Annotated in this window: 14 protein-coding genes; 9 read left to right on the top strand and 5 right to left on the bottom strand. The window is 39.5% G+C overall.

The genetic code is table 11. From position 1 onward, the window contains the following. The first annotated feature begins 87 nt into the window (after positions 1 to 87). Positions 88 to 1,374 carry a glutamate/aspartate:proton symporter GltP gene (gene gltP, locus AC056_RS03865; RefSeq protein WP_039250323.1) on the top strand — a complete coding sequence of 429 codons (1,287 nt, stop codon included), beginning with the start codon at positions 88 to 90 and terminating at the stop codon, positions 1,372 to 1,374. A gap of 56 nt (positions 1,375 to 1,430) precedes the next feature. Here the strand turns inward: gltP and AC056_RS03860 are convergent, their stop codons facing one another. The 3 genes from AC056_RS03860 to AC056_RS03850 all read right to left on the bottom strand — a co-directional run bounded on the left by AC056_RS03860 (position 1,431) and on the right by AC056_RS03850 (position 4,483). Further along, positions 1,431 to 2,531, bottom strand: coding sequence for a glycosyltransferase family 4 protein (locus tag AC056_RS03860; RefSeq protein WP_077162788.1), 1,101 nt, complete (start codon positions 2,529 to 2,531; stop codon positions 1,431 to 1,433). Positions 2,532 to 2,797: 266 nt separating this feature from the next. Further along, positions 2,798 to 3,733, bottom strand: coding sequence for an LpxL/LpxP family Kdo(2)-lipid IV(A) lauroyl/palmitoleoyl acyltransferase (gene lpxL / locus AC056_RS03855; RefSeq protein ID WP_077162787.1), 936 nt, complete (start codon positions 3,731 to 3,733; stop codon positions 2,798 to 2,800). A gap of 117 nt (positions 3,734 to 3,850) precedes the next feature. Then, entirely contained in the window at positions 3,851 to 4,483 is a 633-nt protein-coding gene (locus AC056_RS03850) for a LysE family translocator (RefSeq protein WP_077162786.1), read from the bottom strand. A 140-nt stretch (positions 4,484 to 4,623) separates the two neighbouring features. Here AC056_RS03850 and AC056_RS03845 point away from each other — a divergent pair, with 140 nt between their 5' ends. Further along, positions 4,624 to 5,631 carry an acyltransferase family protein gene (locus AC056_RS03845; protein WP_077162785.1) on the top strand — a complete coding sequence of 336 codons (1,008 nt, stop codon included), beginning with the start codon at positions 4,624 to 4,626 and terminating at the stop codon, positions 5,629 to 5,631. A gap of 20 nt (positions 5,632 to 5,651) precedes the next feature. Here the strand turns inward: AC056_RS03845 and AC056_RS03840 are convergent, their stop codons facing one another. Further along, complete coding sequence (locus tag AC056_RS03840; protein ID WP_077162784.1) at positions 5,652 to 7,562, bottom strand: ATP-binding cassette domain-containing protein; 1,911 nt, start codon at positions 7,560 to 7,562, stop codon at positions 5,652 to 5,654. Between the two features lie 32 nt (positions 7,563 to 7,594). On the opposite strand from AC056_RS03840, the gene AC056_RS03835 reads away from it, so the two are divergent. Further along, positions 7,595 to 7,840, top strand: a complete 246-nt coding sequence (locus AC056_RS03835; RefSeq protein ID WP_004698888.1) for a SlyX family protein — start codon at positions 7,595 to 7,597, stop codon at positions 7,838 to 7,840. Between the two features lie 55 nt (positions 7,841 to 7,895). Here the strand turns inward: AC056_RS03835 and AC056_RS03830 are convergent, their stop codons facing one another. Then, complete coding sequence (locus AC056_RS03830; RefSeq protein WP_077162783.1) at positions 7,896 to 8,903, bottom strand: zinc-binding alcohol dehydrogenase family protein; 1,008 nt, start codon at positions 8,901 to 8,903, stop codon at positions 7,896 to 7,898. A gap of 99 nt (positions 8,904 to 9,002) precedes the next feature. On the opposite strand from AC056_RS03830, the gene AC056_RS03825 reads away from it, so the two are divergent. From AC056_RS03825 to AC056_RS03800, 6 genes are all read left to right on the top strand, one after another. After that, complete coding sequence (locus AC056_RS03825) at positions 9,003 to 9,380, top strand: winged helix-turn-helix transcriptional regulator (protein ID WP_004698884.1); 378 nt, start codon at positions 9,003 to 9,005, stop codon at positions 9,378 to 9,380. A 147-nt stretch (positions 9,381 to 9,527) separates the two neighbouring features. Continuing rightward, positions 9,528 to 9,977: a hypothetical protein gene (locus AC056_RS03820; RefSeq protein WP_004698883.1), complete on the top strand. Its 450-nt coding sequence runs from the start codon at positions 9,528 to 9,530 to the stop codon at positions 9,975 to 9,977. Between the two features lie 35 nt (positions 9,978 to 10,012). Beyond that, complete coding sequence (gene topA, locus AC056_RS03815; RefSeq protein ID WP_019458040.1) at positions 10,013 to 12,649, top strand: type I DNA topoisomerase; 2,637 nt, start codon at positions 10,013 to 10,015, stop codon at positions 12,647 to 12,649. A gap of 101 nt (positions 12,650 to 12,750) precedes the next feature. Continuing rightward, the gene (locus AC056_RS03810) at positions 12,751 to 13,536 is read left to right on the top strand and encodes an NYN domain-containing protein (protein ID WP_039250493.1); all 786 of its coding nucleotides are present in this window, start codon (positions 12,751 to 12,753) and stop codon (positions 13,534 to 13,536) included. 38 nt (positions 13,537 to 13,574) lie between these two features. Then, on the top strand, positions 13,575 to 14,333 hold the full coding sequence (locus AC056_RS03805; RefSeq protein ID WP_077162782.1) for a hypothetical protein: 759 nt from the start codon (positions 13,575 to 13,577) through the stop codon (positions 14,331 to 14,333). 137 nt (positions 14,334 to 14,470) lie between these two features. Further along, positions 14,471 to 15,043: an HdeD family acid-resistance protein gene (locus AC056_RS03800; RefSeq protein ID WP_049066792.1), complete on the top strand. Its 573-nt coding sequence runs from the start codon at positions 14,471 to 14,473 to the stop codon at positions 15,041 to 15,043. Positions 15,044 to 15,068: the final 25 nt, after the last annotated feature.

Here is a 15,068-nt window from a genome sequence, read left to right as displayed (position 1 = left end):
ATTAGTGTACATATTGAGGTTTCACTATAAAAATAGTGTTCTTCTCCCTCTCATATTTGATACTTTGCGGTGCATAAGGATTGTCTTATGAAGAATTTTAAATTTAGCCTTGCGTGGCAAATTTTAATTGCTTTAATCCTAGGGATAGTTGTCGGGGCTGTTTTACATAATCAGCCTGAAATCAAAGATAGCATTGTAAATAACGTTCTTACTCCATTAGGTAAGATCTTTATTAGCCTGATTAAAATGATTGTTATTCCAATCGTTTTCTCTACATTGATTTTAGGTATTGCTGGTGTAGGCAGTACAAAAAGTCTAGGGCGTCTTGGTTTTAAAACCATTCTCTATTTCGAAATTATTACTACTATTGCTATTTTGGTTGGCTTAGTTGCAGCGAATATCTTCCATCCAGGTTCAGGCATTGATATGTCTCAGCTGGTTCAAACAGATATTTCTCAATATAAGCATACAACTGAAGAAGTTCAGTCACAGTCTCATGGCATCATGCAGACAATATTATCGCTTATCCCAACGAACATTATTAGTTCAATGGCGCATGGCGAAATGTTACCAGTGATTTTCTTTGCTGTACTTTTTGGTATTGGTCTATCTTCATTACCAGCTACAACTAAAGACCCATTGTTAAATGTATTTCATGCTGTATCGGAAACAATGTTCCGTGTAACGCACATCATCATGAAATATGCGCCAGTGGGTGTGTTTGGTTTGATCGCTGTAACTGTTGCAAACTTCGGTTTCGCTTCACTTATTCCATTAGGTAAATTGGTTGTATTGGTTTACGGTGCAATCTTGTTCTTTGGTTTAGTGGTACTTGGTTTAACTGCAAAAATGTTCAGTATCAATATCTTTACCTTGCTTAAGATCTTGAAAGATGAATTAATTTTGGCATATTCGACTGCAAGTTCAGAAACAGTTTTACCGCGTATTATGCAAAAAATGGAAGCTTATGGCGCGCCAAAAGCAATTTCTAGTTTTGTAATTCCAACAGGTTATTCATTTAACCTTGATGGTTCTACGCTCTACCAAAGTATCGCTGCAATCTTTATTGCGCAGCTTTACGGTATTGAAATGTCAATCAGCCAACAAGTTATTTTGGTTGTAACATTAATGATTACTTCTAAAGGTATCGCGGGTGTTCCTGGCGTATCGTTCGTGGTGTTATTAGCGACATTAGGTAGTGTTGGTATTCCTGTAGAAGGCTTAGCATTTATTGCTGGTGTTGACCGTATTATGGATATGGCACGTACTGCGTTGAACGTTGTAGGTAACGCGCTTGCGGTACTTGTAATCAGTAAATGGGAAAAACAATACGACTATGAAAAAGCTGCTGCTTATGAAGCAACATTTAAATAAGACTGCTTTCTTTTAGTTATAAAAAAACCCGCGATCATCGCGGGTTTTTTATTATGTTATTTCAATACACTTTGATATAGCTCAAGCGTCTGGTCGCACATATCTTTTAAACTGAACATGGTCACAGAAGCGACTGTTTGAGGTTGTTCAATATGATGCTTTACTGTTTCTACTAAGGCTTTTTCATTTTCAGCTTCAACAAGACCTTGTGGATATACATTAGATAAAATCTCGGCAACACCTCCACGGTTCCAGCCAATCACCGGCGTACCGACTGACAGCGCTTCTAATGCTGTTCTACCGAATGTTTCTGCTTGATTGGATAGAGAGAGCACGATGTCGCTAAAAGCGAGCCATTCGCGTATATCTGAGCGATGTCCTACAAAGGTGATCTTATCAGCGAGTCCTTTATGTTGAATGGTGCTTTGCAGCTCACTTAAATAAGCCTGTTTTTTAGCATCAGCACCACCCACAACCACAGCATGTAGCTGAGGATATTGCGTCTGAAGTTGTTGCATTAACTCAATTAAGCTCTCATGTCCCTTTAAGCGGGTAATACGACCAGGCAAGCATAGTAAAAATTTATTTTCGAGTTCAGGAAAGTCATTAAAAACCTTATTAAACCACTGTGCTGAAGGTTGATAGTTATGCGGAAAAGCAGCAGGATCAATCCCTCGATAAATCCGCACAATATCTTGTGGTGGACAGTTTTTATAATGGTCAGTGATGTATTTAACTACGCTGTCAGAAACGGCAATCACTTTCTCGGCCTGAGTCATAATTGCACTATAACGATTAACTGAATAGAAACCATGTACTGTGCTAATGAGGTGAGGGCGCTTATGTGCTGGTATTCCTTTTAAGGCAAAATGGGTAAGCCAAGCTGGCACACGTGAGCGTACATGGACAATATCGGGCTGATGCTCTTCAATAAGTCGACGTAAAGGGCGGATTTGCCACAAGCTCGATAAAGATTTTTTATGAATCGGTAGGGTCAAGTGTTTAGAACCTTCAGCTTCAAGTTGGGACACTAATCGTCCGCCGTTTGATACAACCAAAGATTGATGGCCTTGTGCAACTAGTGCACGTGCAATTTCCAGTGTGCCGCGTTCTACGCCACCGCTATTGAGTTCTGGGAGAAGTTGCATCACTTTCATTGTTTATTGCCTTTAGGTTGTAGCAAAGTAGTGTTTTACCGTTTATTCATTTAATAGGTGGAGTTTACTCCTTACTTTTGTTTTGGCAAAAGTAACAAAACCATTTGTTGGACTAACGACACATCCTGAGCGATTCCCAAAGCACTGCTTTAGGAATCAGCGCAAGGTAGTCCAACGGGCGACATCCTTGTCGCCTTCGCACGATAGTACATGCTGGTGTTTATTTAGATGTTTATTACTATAGTGCGGCCGTTACTGAAGATTATTTAATAGATCTCTTCATATCCCTCAGGACGTGTTTTAAATCGGCGATGGAACCACATGTATTGAGTTGGTGCGATGCGAAGCTGATTCTCAATAATCTTATTTATGCGGGTTGCATCATCGACTTCATCTTCGCTTGGCATATTGTCGACCTCAGGTTCAATCAAGATATGATATTTTGGGTTGTGTACATCGCCATGACGATAAAAATATAAAGGGACAGCAACCGCTTTGGAGATTTTTAATAAACGACGGTGGGCCGTGACTGTAGCAGCTGGCACTCCAAAAAACGGTGCCATAACGCCTTGCTTGAGTCCGAAATCTTGGTCGGGACTATACCAAATGGCATCACCATCTTTAAGGTGGCGAATTAAGCCCCGCATATCATCATGATCGATTTGAGCTTTGTAAATCGTTGCTCGACAGCGATAAATCAGCATGTCGAGAAGAGGATTATTTTGAGGACGATACACAACATCTGGCTCAAAATATTGAGCACACACATAACCACCAGCATCAAGCAAAGTACTGTGAGTTCCCAGTAATAAAACGCCTTTGCCCTGAGCTTGAGCATTTGTGATGTGTTCTAAACCTTCAATTGTGACGCGGTTTTTAAACCAGTAAGGTTTATACCAAGCGTTTAAGGTCTCAAAAATACCAAGCATCATATCTACAAAAACTTGTTTTGCTTGTTGCTGTACTTTTTCAGGAGACCATTCAGGGAAGCAAACTTCTAAATTACGAATAGTGGTTTTGCGACGAGATTTTAAATATTTCCAAGCGATATTTGCTAACCCGTGAGCCAAACGCCATTGAATCGCCCACGGTAAAATAGCCAAAAGCATGAGGAAAGTAATCGCAATCCATACACCCCAATATTTAGGTAATAAAAAGGACCACTGAAACTCACCGGGCGTATAAGGCTGCTTTTGGCTCATAACGATATAAAAAATCTAAAAGTTAAAACTGCCAAAAGTGTATCACGAACTGAATTTATCGTCGTAATACACAGGAGTAAATTGAAGGTGTAGAGCTGTAAAGGCAAATAAAGTAGTTTATCTGCGGTGTTCTAAAAGAATACGAACAGCGAGTCCGGCTAACACAGTTCCCATAATCCAGCGTTGAATACTTGCCCAAAGCGGTTTTTGCTGTAGAAAGAGCGCAATGCTACCTGCAGAAAACACAATCAGTGCATTGACTGAAACACTTACAAAAATTTGTATGGTTCCGAGTTGAATGGACTGCGCTAAAATACTGCCTTGTTGTGGGTGAATAAACTGTGGCAATAAAGACAAATACATAATTGCAATTTTTGGATTCAGTAAATTTGTCAAAAAGCCCATTAAAAATAATTTTAATGGTGAATCGATAGATAAGTCTTTTACACTGAAAATAGGCGCAGCATTTTGACGTAAGGCTTTCCATGCAAGCCAGAGTAAATATATGGCACCGACAATACGAATCGTGTCATAGGCATATGGAACTGCGACCACAAGTGCCGTAATCCCGAAAGAAGCGCAGAGCATATAAAATACAAAACCAACCGCAACGCCACCTAGGGAAATAAAACCTGCGATTTTGCCCTGACTAATGGAACGAGAGATAAGATAAATCATGTTTGGACCTGGGGTGAGTACCATCGCCAAGCAAATGAGTCCGAATGCCAAAATTTGAGAGAGATCTAGCACGGAAATATCCTTAAATATTATTATACTGGTAGGTATATCATAATTATTTTGTATACAGCGAAACTTTATTGATTGTCTTTTTGAATCAAAAAATAAGAATAATTCAGTATGATATGAATATCCTGAATTCATAGAAATTTATGAGAAATCTCCATATCGATGCCACAAAAGGCATCTTAATTTTTCTAGTTGTATTGGGTCATTACCTTGAAAGGTTAATTGGCTGGAATGAACCTCTAAATCAAGCGATTTTAGGGAGCATTTACTTTGTTCATATGCCAGCTTTTATTTTTATATCAGGCATGTTTTTTAAAGAAGAGAAAATCTTAGAAAAGGTAATTTACTTTTTATCGTTATATTTACCATTTCAAATTTTATTTCAATTGCTTGATGTTTTCTATAATAGAAGTTTATGGAATTGGTCGTTTCATTTGGTATGGTTTGCTAAGCCTTATTGGGTGCTATGGTATTTATTTAGCATGGTGGCTTGGACGGTTCTCGCTTTTTTCCTAAAAAAGACGGCTTATCCAGTTTTGTTTTCAATCGTTTTAGCTTTATTTATTGGATGCTCACCCATCAATAATTACAGCTACTCGATTGGTCGAATTTTCGTATTTCTACCTTTTTTTATGGCTGGGGCTGTTTATGGCAAAACCATTTTTCAGTATCTTCCGCAGTTGCCTTATGCAAAATTATTTGCTGTTATCACATTATTAATCATTACTGCTGTAGCCGCTATAAGTCATTATAGTTATTACTGGTTATTTGGCAGTTTGTCATATTTTCAATTACATGTAGATGTATGGCAGGGAATGCTGATTCGCAGTGTAATTATGTTGCTATCGGCTATGGGTGTTTTGAGTTTATTTGTACTCACTCAAAATTTTAAACGACCTTGGATCGGTTTAGGCCAAAAAACGCTGCCAGTTTATATATTGCATGGTTTTGTAATTATTGTTTTGACTCATCAATTAAGTTTTAAATATTCGGTAGAGATCAATATTTTCATTAGTCTTGTTTTGGCTATCCTCACTTGTATGGTTTTGCAGTCACAGATATTTGAACGTTTAATTCGCTTCATCTCTTTATTTGTTTATAAGCCTTGTATGACATTAGTAGAAATTCTAAATCCAAAAAAAGGGCTTTAATTAAAGCCCTTTTTTATTGATTAACTGCCTTTACTCATTTGCTCAAGTTCATCCCAACGCTCTAATTTTTCAAGCAGTAATTCTTCAATTTCTGCGAGGCGTTGGCTTGCTTGGGTCGCAGCATCGGCATCAGATACAAACCACGAACCATCTGCAAGTTTGTCAGAAAGCTCGGCTTGTTCAACTTCCAGTTTCTCGATTTCAGCAGGAAGTTGCTCAAGTTCACGTTGGTCTTTATAGCTCAATTTCACCTTTTTAACGTTACTTTGAGCAGCAGCTTTTTCAGCTTCAGCTTTTGCCTGAGCTTTTTTAACGTCAGATTTCTGATCTACTACTTTGTCATCTGGACGTTGTAGTAAGTAGTCTTGGTAGCCACCGATGTATTCTGCAATATTACCTTTGCCATCAAATACCCAAGTCGATGTTACGACGTTGTCCATAAATGCGCGGTCATGCGAAATGAGTAATAACGTACCTTTGTAATCAGACAGCATCTCTTCAAGTAGCTCAAGAGTCACCATATCCAAATCATTGGTTGGTTCGTCCATCACAATCAGGTTCGATGGTTTAAGCAGTAATTTAGCAAGTAAAATACGGTTACGCTCACCACCAGAAAGGGCTTTGACTGGCGTGCGTGCACGTTCAGGTGAGAACAAGAAATCTTGTAAATAGCTGTAGATATGACGACGGTTGCCATTCACATCAACAAAGTCAGAACCTTCGGAAACGTTTGCCATGACTGTTTTTTCAAGGTCTAAGGCATTACGCAACTGATCAAAATAGGCAACTTCTAATTGTGTACCTGTTTTAACTGAACCGCCATGTTCAATTTCACCTAAAATGGCTTTAATTAAAGTCGTTTTACCAACGCCGTTATCGCCTACTAGGCCAATACGGTCACCACGCATGACAAGGGTAGAGAAGTCTTTGATGAGTGGTTTACCATCATAAGATACACTCAAGTGCTCAATATCAAATACTAATTTACCTGAGCGATTTGCTTCTTGAGTCGCCATGCTCACTTTGCCTTGTTGTGAACGGCGAGCTTTCGATTCTTCACGTAAAGCTTTCAAAGCACGAACGCGGCCTTCATTACGCGTACGGCGTGCCTTAATGCCTTGGCGAATCCAAGCCTCTTCTTCAGCTAACTTTTTATCAAATAAAGCATTTTGCTTCTCTTCTGCTTCCATTTGCTGAGCTTTAAGCTCTAAATAACGTGAATAGTTACCTTCGTAACCACGTAGGATGCCGCGGTCAAGTTCAACAATTCGAGTTGCAATGCTATCTACAAAAGAACGGTCATGCGAAATAAATAGAAGTGTTAAATTATTTTGATCGAGTAGGAATTTTTCTAACCATTCAATACTTTCAACATCTAAATGGTTGGTTGGTTCGTCTAGAAGTAATACGTCTGGCTGCGTTAAAAGAGCACGAGCGAGTAAAACACGACGTTTACGTCCACCAGATAAGTCTGCCAAATCTGCGTTTGGGTCGAGACCCATTTTACTTAATAGAGCATTCACCTTGTTTTCAAGTGCCCAGCCGTCTAGTTGGTCTAGCTTATGCTGAAGGTTACCCATACGGTCGCAAGCTTCCATATCTCCCAGCATACAAGCATCGGTTGCTTCATGGTAAGCTCTAAGTACTTCGGCAGCTTCTCCTGCGCCATCTGCCACAATGTCAGCAACTTTGCCAGAATCCATTGGAACGTCTTGGGCTAACATAGAAACCGTTAGACCATTTTGAATAGAAACTTCACCAGAATCGGGTAATAAGCTTCCCTTGATGAGTTTAAGTAAAGTAGACTTACCTTCACCATTACGCCCAATTAAACAGACTCGTTCGCCACGTTCTAGATTAAAGTTCGCGCCATCGAGCAGGGCAGGTCCGCCAAAAGCAAGTTGGACATCCCTTAGGGTAATATAGGCCATAATGTTTTCCAGAATCTCAAATGAGGATTTAAATGACTAAACCACCATATCATGATGATCAAGCGTCATTTTCCGCACCCATTGAAGATTTGCAAGTGCGAATTACATTTTTGGATGATTTAGTTGAACAATTAAATCAACAACTCGCTATTCAAACTCAGGAAATAGCTGATTTGAAAAAACAAATGCAATTACTTTACCTACGTGTGGAATCTTCAGATTTATCAGAAGGTATTGCGCCTTTTGACCCATTAACCAATAAACCTCCTCACTATTAATAAAAAGGCAAGTTCAATACTTGCCTTTTTAACTAGAGGATATTTTTAATTTTAGTTAAAAACCGTGTAAAACAATTTTGCCTTTTGTCTTGCCACTCTCAATTTGTTGATGAATCTGTTTTAAATTTTCAGCATTAATAGGGCTTAAAACTTCAGTCACAGTTGTTTTAATTTTCCCTTCCTCAACTAGTTTGCTGACTTCATTTAATAGTTCACTTTGTTTTTGCATATCTGCAGTTTGAAACATTGAACGTGTGAACATAAATTCCCAATGCACAGACACAGACTTCGATTTAAACGGTTTAATATCTAACTGCTCAGGGTCATCAATGAGTCCAAAGTGCCCTTGTGGTGCAATCAACTCTACAATATCTGCCAAATGCTGATCTGTTTGAGTGGTCGAGAACACATATGAAGGTGCATTTAAGCCTAATTGCTTGATTTGTGGTGCCAAAGACTCTCGATGATCTAATACATAGTCAGCACCGAGTTGTTTTACCCATTCTTTCGTTTCAGGGCGTGAAGCTGTCGCAATAATCGTAAGGTTAGTTAACTGTTTAAGAAGCTGAATGGTAATAGAGCCTACACCACCAGCCCCGCCAATCACCAAAATAGTCGTATTAGCTGGTGCAGTCTTTGGAACTTGCAAACGATCAAATAGCATTTCCCAAGCCGTGATTGCTGTTAAAGGCAGAGCTGCAGCCTCAGTTGCTTCTAAAGTTTTTGGTTTATGACCAACAATACGTTCATCAACCAATTGCAACTCACTATTACTGCCTTGGCGATTTAACGCGCCTGCATACCAAACAATATCACCCACTTTAAATTGAGTGACTTTATCTCCAATTGATTCAACGACACCTACAGCGTCCCAGCCAAGCACTTTCCAACCAGATTCGGCACTTACATTTTTACGTATTTTGGTATCAACTGGATTGACCGAAATTGCCTGTACGCGAACAAGCAGATCATGGCCCTCTGCAACGGGAGTGTCGAGTTCAATATCTACGAGTGCCTCTGGCGATGTAATAGGCCCTGCTTTTTGATATGCCACACCTTTCATAATTGTGATTCCTCTTGTTGAGAGTTTGATCATAACGTAAGCTTAAAAATAGTGACTACAGACAAATAACGCTCATAGTGTCAAAAAGGATACTGTAAAATGGCAAAAGCTCGACATTCAAGTTTTGACTGCTCACCGGGTTGTTCAGTTGAAGCCGCAATCAGTTTGATTGATGGTAAGTGGAAATGTGTCATTCTTTGGCATTTACTAAATGAAGGAACCCTGCGATTCAATGAAATTCGTAAACGAGTTCCAAGCATTACGCAAAGAATGCTCACCAATCAGCTTCGTGAGTTAGAACAAGATGGCATTATTCATCGCGAGGTTTATCCTCAAGTTCCTCCTAAAGTGGAATATAGCCTGACAGATTTAGGACAAGGTCTTGAGCAGATTTTACTTGCTTTAAAAACATGGGGAGATGCCCATCTAGATCGGTTCGGTAAGTTATCCACTCTTGAAACTGAAAAGTCTGCCTAAATATTGTGCATAGATTGCTAAGAATATCTACGAGAAAATATTGTAGTTTTTAACCTCACAGGTTAATGGGACATTATTTTTATGATGTAACTTGCGTTTTCTGGTCAGCTTATGCAACTCTAATAAAAGAGATTAATAGGTTTTGCTATGGACAATATGGGAATTTGGGTTACCGTTATCATTGTTCTTTTCGTGCTAGGCTCCATTTTTGGTTTAAGAGTGAGTCCGCGTGAAAAGGCACTCGGTATTATGCGAGACAAAGCCCGTAAAATGGGACTACATCCACGCATAATTGCCGCACCTGAATGGACACATGTCCCGATGGCAACTGAAAAGCGTGCCAGCATGGTTGCTTATTATAGTGTATTAATCCCCGATGCTCGTTTAACGCTCATGCGTGCTCGTGTTATAGACGGAAAATTAAAAGTAGTGCAGGGCGATGAGAAATTTAATGATTCTCCCATTGCATTAAAAGGGATTTATGCTATTGATATGCAGGCAAACTGTGTAGGCCTTTATTGGGATGAGGAATCGGACCTAAAAGCCACGCAATTAGATGAGATGAAGGCTTATCTGTTGGCCTTGGCTGAAGCCTGATTTTTAAATTTATTGGTATAGGAATAACATTTTATATGGCGAATACCTCGCGCTCTGCATCTCAAAGCACAGCATCTACTGCCTCTGCTGCACATAAACGTGCCTTAGTGATTGTGGAGTCGCCTGCCAAAGCGAAAACCATCAACAAATATTTAGGTTCGCAGTACATTGTTAAGTCTTCTGTGGGTCACGTACGTGACTTGCCAACAGGCGGCAGTAAATCAACAGAGAAAAAGCCGGCTGCCCGGACAAAACTCACTGAAGCTGAAAAAGAACAAAAAGCCCAATCTGCGCTGATTAATCGTATGGGTGTCGATCCGGAACATGACTGGAAAGCACACTACGAGGTTCTACCTGGCAAAGAAAATGTTGTTGCTGAACTCAAGAAACTTGCTAAAGATGCAGATGCAATCTACCTCGCAACGGACTTGGATAGAGAAGGGGAAGCAATCGCTTGGCACCTACGCGAAGTGATTGGTGGTGACGATAGTCGTTATCACCGTGTGGTATTTAACGAAATTACTAAAAATGCCATTCAAGAAGCATTTAAACAACCAACGCGCCTAGACTTAAACCGTGTGAATGCACAGCAAGCACGTCGTTTCTTAGACCGCGTAGTCGGTTTCATGGTTTCGCCATTACTTTGGGAAAAGATTGCCCGTGGTTTATCGGCAGGTCGCGTACAGTCAGTTGCTGTAAAGCTTGTTGTGGAACGTGAACGTGAAATTCGTGCTTTTATTCCAGAAGAATACTGGCAAGTTTTTGCAGATACCCAAGCCAAAAAAGATGACATCCGTCTTGAAGCAGTTAGACAAGCAGGTAAAACGCTTAAACTGAAAAATAAAGCTGAAACTGATGCTTTATTAGAAGTTTTAAAAGGCGCTGAATATAAAGTTGCACAGCGTGAAGATAAGCCGACTAAGGTCAATCCAAGTGCACCATACATCACTTCGACTTTACAACAAGCTGCAAGTACACGCTTAGGTTTCTCTGTGAAGAAAACCATGATGCTTGCGCAGCGTTTGTATGAAGCTGGTTTTATTACTTATATGCGTACGGACTCTACGTTTTTGAGTGATGACGCTGTAAATATGGTACGTGCTCATATTGAAAGCCAGTTTGGTGAAAAATACTTACCAGCAAAGCCAAACCGCTATGGTAACAAAGCGGGTGCTCAAGAAGCCCACGAAGCAATTCGCCCTTCAAATGTTTCACTTACAGGTGATCAACTTGCGGGTGTAGAGCGTGATGCTCAGCGCTTATATGACTTGATTTGGCGTCAGTTTGTTGCTTGTCAAATGACACCAGCAGAATATTTGTCTTCAACTTTAACGGTTGAGGCAGGCAATGTTGAGTTAAAAGCAAAAGGTCGTACGCTTGTATTTGATGGTTTTACGCGAGTTCGTGGTGCCAACAAGTCTGATGACGATATTATTTTGCCAGCTATTAAAGTCGGTGAAATCTTAAAATTAGAGAAGTTAGACCCAAGTCAGCACTTTACTAAGCCGCCTGCACGTTTTACTGAAGCATCTTTAGTAAAAGAACTTGAAAAACGTAGTATTGGTCGTCCATCGACTTATGCAGCGATTATTTCTACCATTCAAGAACGTGGTTATGTCAAATTAGAAAATCGTCGTCTTTTTGCAGAGAAGATGGGCGAGATCGTGACAGATCGTCTTGATGAAAGTTTTAATAACCTGATGAACTATGCGTTTACAGCAGACCTTGAAGGACAGCTCGATAAAGTTGCTACAGGTGAGCGTAACTGGAAAGAGTTACTCGATACTTTCTATGGTGATTTTAAAAAGCGTTTGACCAATGCTCAAGGCGAGCAAGGCATGCGCCGTAACCAGCCAGTTGAAGTGCCAGCAGTACATTGCCCTGAATGTTCGCGTCCGATGCAGATTCGTACAGGTACAACTGGCGTATTTTTAGGCTGTTCTGGTTATAACTTGCCGCCCAAAGAACGCTGTAAAGGGACTTTGAACTTAACACCAGTTGAGTCTTTAGCTGCGTTATCTGATGATGATGGAGCTGAAACGGCTGACTTGATGTCAAAACATCGTTGTCCTAAATGTGGTACAGCAATGGATAGCTATGTAATTGATGGTGGTCGCAAGCTTCATGTCTGTGGTAACAATCCAGATTGTGATGGTTATGAGCTTGAAGAAGGCGAGTTCAAGATTAAGGGTTATGATGGCCCAACTATTCCATGTGATAAATGTGACGGCGAAATGCAGCTTAAAACTGGTCGCTTTGGCCCATATTTCGCTTGTACCAGTTGTGACAATACCCGTAAAGTCTTGAAGAGTGGTCAACCTGCACCTCCGCGTGTAGAACCAATCAAGATGGAGCATTTGCGCTCAACGAAGCATGATGACTATTTCGTGTTACGTGATGGTGCTGCTGGTCTATTCTTGGCTGCAAGTAAGTTTCCGAAAATTCGTGAAACACGTGCACCAAAAGTTGCTGAGCTTCGCAGTGTTGCTGACCAACTTGATCCAAAATACCAGTTTATTTTACAAGCTCCAGATGTAGATCCTGAAGGTAATCCGACTATTGTGAAGTTTAGTCGTAAGAACCAATCACAATATGTAGGATCTGAAACACCAGAAGGTAAACAAACCAAATGGAGCCTGATTTATCAAGACGGTAAATGGATTGAGGGGTAGGTCGAGAGCCCTCTTTAAAATAAGACTTTTATAAAATAGGGCGAATGATGATTCGCCCTAATCTTTTTCATATTATTTTTTTTGATATGTGGTTGGGGAAAATGGAAATAAAACCAAAAAAATTGGCAGTTTTAATAGATGCTGATAATTCATCAGTAAACTCAATCCAATTTGTTTTAGAAGAGATTGCCAAGTATGGTATTGCAAGTGTCAAACGTGTGTATGGCGATTGGAGTAGTGAAACTCTTAAAAATTGGCGTGAAGTTTTATTACCCCATGCCATTACGCCAGTACAGCAATTTGCCTATACGAAAGGTAAAGACGCTACCGATATGATATTAATCATTGATGCAATGGATTTACTCTATAGTAATGCTTTAGAAGGTTTTTGTATCGTTTCAAGTGATAGTGACTTTACTCCACTTGCTTCTAGAATTCGTGAAAGTGGTTTAACTGTTTATGGTTTTGGTCGAAGCAAAACACCTGAAGCATTTGTACAGGCTTGTGATAAATTTATATATGTTGAAAACCTTGAAATTGAAGAAAAAGAAGAAGTAAAGCAAGAAACTGGATCAAAAAAGAAAGAGATTATGACTGATGCTGTTAAAGCTGATACAAATGAAAAGCAGGAGGTTTTGAAGCAGCTACAATTAGATCGAGCTACGTTGAATTTGATATATAAAGCTGTAAAAGATAATTCTGATGATAATGGTTGGGCAAATCTTTCCACAGTAGGCTCGTATTTGACAGCAATAAAACCAGATTTTGATTCTCGTAATTATGGGCGTGCAAAGCTTTCGGGATTAATAAAAATGTTGAATTTATTTGATACGAAGATAGAGGGGAGTCAAATGTATTTAAAGAAAACTAAGAATAAAGTGAATTAGATAAAACATAAAGATCCTAAATGTTATGGGGAAAAAGAATGTGGAAAAACATTCGGATTTTATGCCTATTGATTATTTTATTAATCGTTGCGGTTCAGGCATGGCGAGATCAGAATCAAGACTGGAATCAGCCTATTGTTGTGGTATTGCACCCAGTAAATGCAGATGGTTTACAAACCACGCAAGCTTATATTCATCAGTTACAAAACGCTGATTTCCAAACGCTCAAAAGCTATTTAAGTGAATGGTCACAGCATTATCGTGGACAGTCCAGCAACTTTGAGATTCGTTTAGGGCAACAACTACAGCATCGTCCACCTGTGGTTCCGCAAAATGCCAATATTTTGAATGTAATCTGGTGGAGCTTGAAGTTTCGTTTTTATGCATGGCGACAACAACAGCCTGAAGATAGCGGAGCGTCACTTAAACTTTATTTAAATTATTATGATCCAACTTATCAAAAGGTTTTAGTGCATTCGACTGCTTTAGAAAAAGGTCGTATAGCTAGCGTCAATTTGTTTGCTGCACGTGAGCAGGCATCAGAAAATCAGGTCGTTCTTGTTCATGAGCTATTGCATGGCTTTGGTGCAAAAGATAAATATGATTTAAAAACAGGCCAGCCGATTTATCCATTGGGTTATGCACAACCCGAAAAAGTACCTCTTTACCCACAAAAGCAAGCAGAAATCATGGGGGGTAAAACTCCATTGTCTGAGCAGACCAATAAAATGCCAAGAGATTTACAAGAAACTGTAATAGGTTTACCGACAGCTCAAGAAATTGGTTGGTTGAAATAAAATTGTGGATAAATACTGTTTTATCCACATCAATTGTTAATAAACGATGCAGATCTTATACAGACAATAAATGTGAAGTAAATCACTATAATGACAATATATAAACTTCCTAATACCTGATAATAAGAGTAGCCATGATGAAAACTGTAGGTAATGATTTAGTTCGTAATCAGCTACATGCTGATCGTAAATGGTATCTAATATTAGGCTTTGTGCTCATTATTTTCGGTTTAGTCTTATTTAGTTCACTACCATTTGCAACATTTTCGGTTGTTTTCCTATTTGGTATTTTGATGATGATAGGCGGTGTTCTACATTTGATTGCTGCCTTAAGTGTATTTAAGGGTGGTAGCCGATGGCTATGGGCACTTTTTGGGGTGCTGTATTTAATGGCTGGCTATTACGCATTTTCTACACCTGTGACTACAGCTGTAGTTTTAACTAGTCTGTTATCGATTGCACTGATTATTGCTGGGGTCATCCGCACCATAAACGCATTTTTATTAAGACCAATTGCTGGGTGGGGATGGACATTATTTTCAGGTTTATTAACCCTAGCTACAGGTATTTTAATTTTAGTTTCTAAGGACTCACCGTTTTGGGTATTGGGAATGTTTTTGGCAGTAGATATTTTATTTCAGGGCATTAACTTTTTAGGACTCGCTTCTGCAATTAAGCATTTACCTTCTAGCTCAAAAACAGTTTCTTAAATTAAATAGCGAATAAAGGGCACTT

The organism is Acinetobacter genomosp. 33YU, from assembly GCF_001990725.1.
GTDB lineage: Bacteria > Pseudomonadota > Gammaproteobacteria > Pseudomonadales > Moraxellaceae > Acinetobacter > Acinetobacter seifertii.
Note: the sequence above shows the minus strand (reverse complement) of the source record. Positions and strands in the feature narration are given on the sequence as shown.